Annotated in this window: 7 protein-coding genes; 6 read left to right on the top strand and 1 reads right to left on the bottom strand. The window is 58.2% G+C overall.

Features of this window, described 5'->3' with window-relative positions:
- Positions 1-208: 208 nt before the first annotated feature.
- From B4967_RS04990 to B4967_RS04965, 6 genes are all read left to right on the top strand, one after another.
- Complete coding sequence (locus tag B4967_RS04990) at positions 209-1,210, top strand: helix-turn-helix domain-containing protein (RefSeq protein ID WP_083023988.1); 1,002 nt, start codon at positions 209-211, stop codon at positions 1,208-1,210.
- Positions 1,204-1,932: a hypothetical protein gene (locus tag B4967_RS04985; RefSeq protein WP_083023986.1), complete on the top strand. Its 729-nt coding sequence runs from the start codon at positions 1,204-1,206 to the stop codon at positions 1,930-1,932. Before B4967_RS04990 ends, B4967_RS04985 begins: the two co-directional genes overlap by 7 nt.
- Positions 1,933-1,934: 2 nt before the next feature.
- Positions 1,935-2,081, top strand: coding sequence for a hypothetical protein (locus tag B4967_RS18005; protein ID WP_161491470.1), 147 nt, complete (start codon positions 1,935-1,937; stop codon positions 2,079-2,081).
- A gap of 174 nt (positions 2,082-2,255) precedes the next feature.
- Positions 2,256-2,570, top strand: coding sequence for a hypothetical protein (locus tag B4967_RS04975; protein WP_243470335.1), 315 nt, complete (start codon positions 2,256-2,258; stop codon positions 2,568-2,570).
- Positions 2,567-2,872, top strand: coding sequence for a hypothetical protein (locus B4967_RS18785; protein WP_243470334.1), 306 nt, complete (start codon positions 2,567-2,569; stop codon positions 2,870-2,872). The genes B4967_RS04975 and B4967_RS18785 overlap by 4 nt, the downstream gene beginning before the upstream one ends.
- Before the next feature lie 209 nt (positions 2,873-3,081).
- Positions 3,082-3,651: a hypothetical protein gene (locus tag B4967_RS04965; protein WP_139794408.1), complete on the top strand. Its 570-nt coding sequence runs from the start codon at positions 3,082-3,084 to the stop codon at positions 3,649-3,651.
- Between the two features lie 29 nt (positions 3,652-3,680).
- Here the strand turns inward: B4967_RS04965 and B4967_RS04960 are convergent, their stop codons facing one another.
- Complete coding sequence (locus B4967_RS04960; protein ID WP_192859198.1) at positions 3,681-4,106, bottom strand: hypothetical protein; 426 nt, start codon at positions 4,104-4,106, stop codon at positions 3,681-3,683.
- Positions 4,107-4,170 lie beyond the last annotated feature (64 nt).

The following is a 4,170-nucleotide window of genomic DNA, read 5'->3' as shown; positions in this document are numbered from 1 at the left end:
GGTGTCCGGCTTTATTGAACCACTACAGGCATACCTATCGGTGGATCAAACGGGCTCTTTCTTGGCGGGCTCCACTTATGTACCGCTTGTGCATTATCGGGATGATTCATTGGAAGACTCCGTTGCTGAGTGTGAACAAATGTAACTTAGAATCCAGTTTAGGTCTGATACCTGCTAACTGCTCAGATTTATCAATGAGAGGTGCGTCATGACCGAAGAACGCGCCTTCCGTGGCATTTGGATTCCTGCCGATGTGTGGCTGAGCCGTGATCTCACGCTGCAGGAGAAGGTGATGCTGGTGGAGATCGATAGCCTGCAGCATCCGGAGAAGGGCTGTTTCAAGAGCAATAAGAAGCTGGCCGAGTTCTTTGGCCTGTCGCCCAACCGTGTTTCCGAAGTGATCAGCTCGCTCAAGAAAAAGGGCTGGATTCGCGTAGATCAGATCTGCGAAGGCAAGCAAATTGTCGAGCGCCGGATCTTCATGAGCCGCCCCCTCGAAAAACCGAATAGGGGTACTCGGAAAACCGAAGGGGGGTATTCGGAAAAACGTGAGAACCCTATTCGAGATCCCGAAGGGGGGTATTCGGAAAACGGGGAGAACCCTAGTCGAGATCCCGAAGAGGGGTATTCGGAAAACCGTGAAGAGAGGGGTTCAGGGTTAGGGGTTCAGTGTGAGGGGGCCAGTAAGAGGGTTGCGCCTGGGGCGAGCCCCGCCGCGACCGAGGGCGATTATGTGCCCGCCGACGAACCCCAGCCGGTACCGGCTGGGGCGCATGAATCCGCCGATGCGTTGCTGGCGCGAATCCCTTCCGACATGCCCGGTACCCGAGACCCGGCCGCCAAAACCTTCAAGCCGTGGGCGAACTACGCCTGTGCCTACCGTGCGCGTTACGGCACATGGCCGGTGTGGAACCAAAAGGTGGCTGCCCACCTGAGCCAACGGGTCGACCGGGTAGGTGCCGAGCGCGCCCCTGGGGTGGCCGCGCACTACGTTAAGCTGAACAGCCAGTTCTACACGGCTCGTATGCACCCGGCGAGTTTGCTGCTCCAGGACTGCGAAACCATCGCCACCCAGCTAGCCACTGGCCAGCAGGTCACCCATGCCCGAGCGCGCCAGCTGGATAGCACCCAATCGAACCTGAACAACGCGGAGGAGGCCAAGCGCATCATGGCCGCCCGCCGCCAACAGCAGGAGTCTTCGTCATGCTAACCGCCCATGAGTCTGAACAAGTGGTCGAGCTGGTGTACGCCACTGCCGAGGTGCTGGGTCATGAGCTTCGCCCCGCGGCCGCCGTGCTAATGGCCGATGACCTGGCTGGCTACCCGTTCGAGGAGATCCGCCGTGCGCTGGCGCGCTGCCGTGCCGAGCTTCACGGCAAGCTGACCCTGGCCGCGATCATCGACCGGCTGCCGAGTGCCAACGCGCATCTGTTGCCGAACGAGGCGTGGGCGCTGGCGCTTCGCAGCCTAGACGAGCAGGAAACCGTGGTGTGGACACCGCAGATTGCCCGGGCGCTGGGGGTGGCAAAGCCGGTGTTGTCCGGAGGTGATCAGATTGGTGGCCGTATGGCATTCCTGGCGGCGTATGAGCGCGAGCTGGAAGCAGCGAAGGCAGAAGGGCGCCAGCCCCAGTGGCAGGTATCGCTGGGGCATGACCAGCAGCGCCGCACGATGGTACTCAACGAGGCCGTGTCGGCTGGCAAGCTGCCCGCCCCGAAAGTGGCCCATTTGTTGCCGCCACCGGAAAAGCCCCTGACCCAAGAGGGCCAGCGCCAGCGTAAGCGGATGGTGAGCCAGCTGCGCGAGATCATCAACAAGCCAGCGGATGCCCACGCCCAAGCGCGCCGGGAAGCGCGTGAGCAGGAAGAAGCCCGCCGCCGTGAGCTGTTGGCGCAAGCAGGCGCACCGTTGGCCGCCATGGGAGGTCGTTGATCATGCTGAGCCGTGTTTACCACCGCCCAAAATGCCCGCAGTGCCACTACCGCAAAAGCGCCACCGACTTCCGCGACCCCGGCACCGGCGAGCCACTGCCTGCCTGTAAGCATTGCCTGCGCCGCCAGCAGCGAGGGGGTGTTCAGTGATCGATGGCCTGACCTTTTACTTGCTAGGCATCCTCTCGGGCGTGTTGCTGACTGTGGGCTGTGCAGTGCTTGCCTTTTGCAGTGGCGTGAAGGGGCTAGATGATCAGGGGGAGCCTATCAACCGTAACCCTCACGCGCCGCCGTTTCGTACTCCACCACCACCGGGAGCCTCTAATGATGGATAACACCCCAAAGGGAGGCCAGCAGGCCCGCCGCGCTGCGATGCTGTGCCAGAACCCGCGTTTCTGGCTGTACCTAGACCAGCGCTGGCGCGCCAAGAACTCACTGCCAGTGCATCAATTCCCCGATGGCACCTTTAAAGCGGCAGGGGCTACTCGCTGGCTGCGCAAGGCCTGTGGCGTCGAAAGCCGTGCAGAGCTGGACCACAACGACCAGGCCAGTGAGATGCTGGGCCGCTTTGTGGCGGATTACCAACGCTGGGAGCGGAATCAGCAGCTATTGAGCCTTAGGGCTGGGGGTAGGGTTTGACGTTACGCATTCAAAAGCCCCGCCGCCCTCGAGCACTGACCAAAAGCGGCGCGCCCGGGGCCAAGCCGGTGGATTGGGAAGGGCAGGAGCAAGCCGTGCTGATCCGCTGGCTGTATGGCGAGAAGATGCGCGGTACCGAGGTGGGGCAGCTCTTCGACGCGATTTACCACGTTCCCAACGGGGGCCAGGGCAGCAAGAAAACCGCCAGTGATCTCAAGCGGCAGGGCGTGAAGGCGGGGGTGTCCGATCTGCCCGTGCGGCAAGCCCGCGGCGGTTGGTTTGGCCTGTACCTGGAGGTTTAAGCAACACCCCCGCGTGACGCCGCTTTAGCGGCTAGCCAGTTCGATTGGCTGGAGGGTAGCGAGTACGAAGGTAACTGCGCCGTGCTGGCGCGAGGGCTCGATGAGGCAAAAGCGGTGTTGCGGGAATACGCCAGTTGGCCACGTACGCAAATCGTGGGTGATCGGCTGGCGCTGGAGAGTGGTAGTGAATGGAGGAAGGGGTGATGGGCATGGCGTTAAACAATGAGGGGAGAATGATGCGGAGTGTGTACGAGAGAATGCCCATCGCCCGTTTACGCGAGATTGCACGGGAGTCACACGAACACCACGACCCAGAGGCAACTCGGGTATTCGTTAACCGTGTGCTGGATATGGAGGTTGAGCGCCGTACTTGGTACGCCCATGAAAATCTTGGTTTCCAGCCGTTCAGCTCGACCGCCAAACTGGGTGAATCACCGGGTGGAAGTACTACTGCTGCCGATCCTCTAGCAATAGCCTATGACCGTGGTATTCGCATCCACGCTGCCCATGAAGAGGCGCGCCAGTTCTTGGAATATGCACGGCTTCGCCCTCGTAATTTGCTTGCTGCGTTGATTCAGGCGGCGAAGACTGATCGGCGTGTGAACGGGCCTTGGGGGAAAAGCTACGATCAGATTGTTGGGCAGCTGGGACATTACGCCCAGATGCTGGGGTGGCCGCCAGGTATTGAAACGACGATTGAGTTCAAGAAGGGACAGGCTATCGAAAGGGCTGCTTTGGAGGGGCGTGCGCAGATGATCATGTTGGCGCGACTGGGTTAAAAAACAGCCCCTTTTTAGGGGCTTAAGTGTTACTTTCTTGTCAAAGATTGAATGGCTTCATTTAGGGTTGTAACTACTTTGGAAAGTGTGTCTAAAGATTTCTCTTTATCTGGCTGGTTGATGGCTTCATCGTTTTTTGTTTGGCAAAATAATTTTTCACTTAGCTGCCGCTTTAGTTCTGTTCTCTCAGGTTCAGGTAGCGAAGATATGAAAGGGTCTATTGCTTTAACCTCAAGAGCAAACCAACGCATTTTGTGTTCGTTTGCCGCATGTATTCTTGACTGTTTAGATGAAAAGTTAGCGGCAATGAGTGCAATTGCAGTTATAGATATTGTTATTGCCAGTACTGGCCATTGGGCTTCATTGTTGATAAATGTTTCGAAGCCTAGGCGATTTTTAAATAAAACCCATATTATTATTAGTGAGTAACACCCTAGAGTAATCCAGCGCCACATATTTGCTGCTCTCTTTTCATCTTCAGCATTTTTTTTGGGTTCTTCGTCACTTCACGTGGATTTG

The sequence above is a fragment of the Vreelandella lionensis genome (assembly GCF_002087295.1).
Taxonomy (GTDB): Bacteria; Pseudomonadota; Gammaproteobacteria; order Pseudomonadales; family Halomonadaceae; genus Vreelandella; species Vreelandella lionensis.
This window is presented reverse-complemented; position numbering and strand designations above follow the sequence as displayed.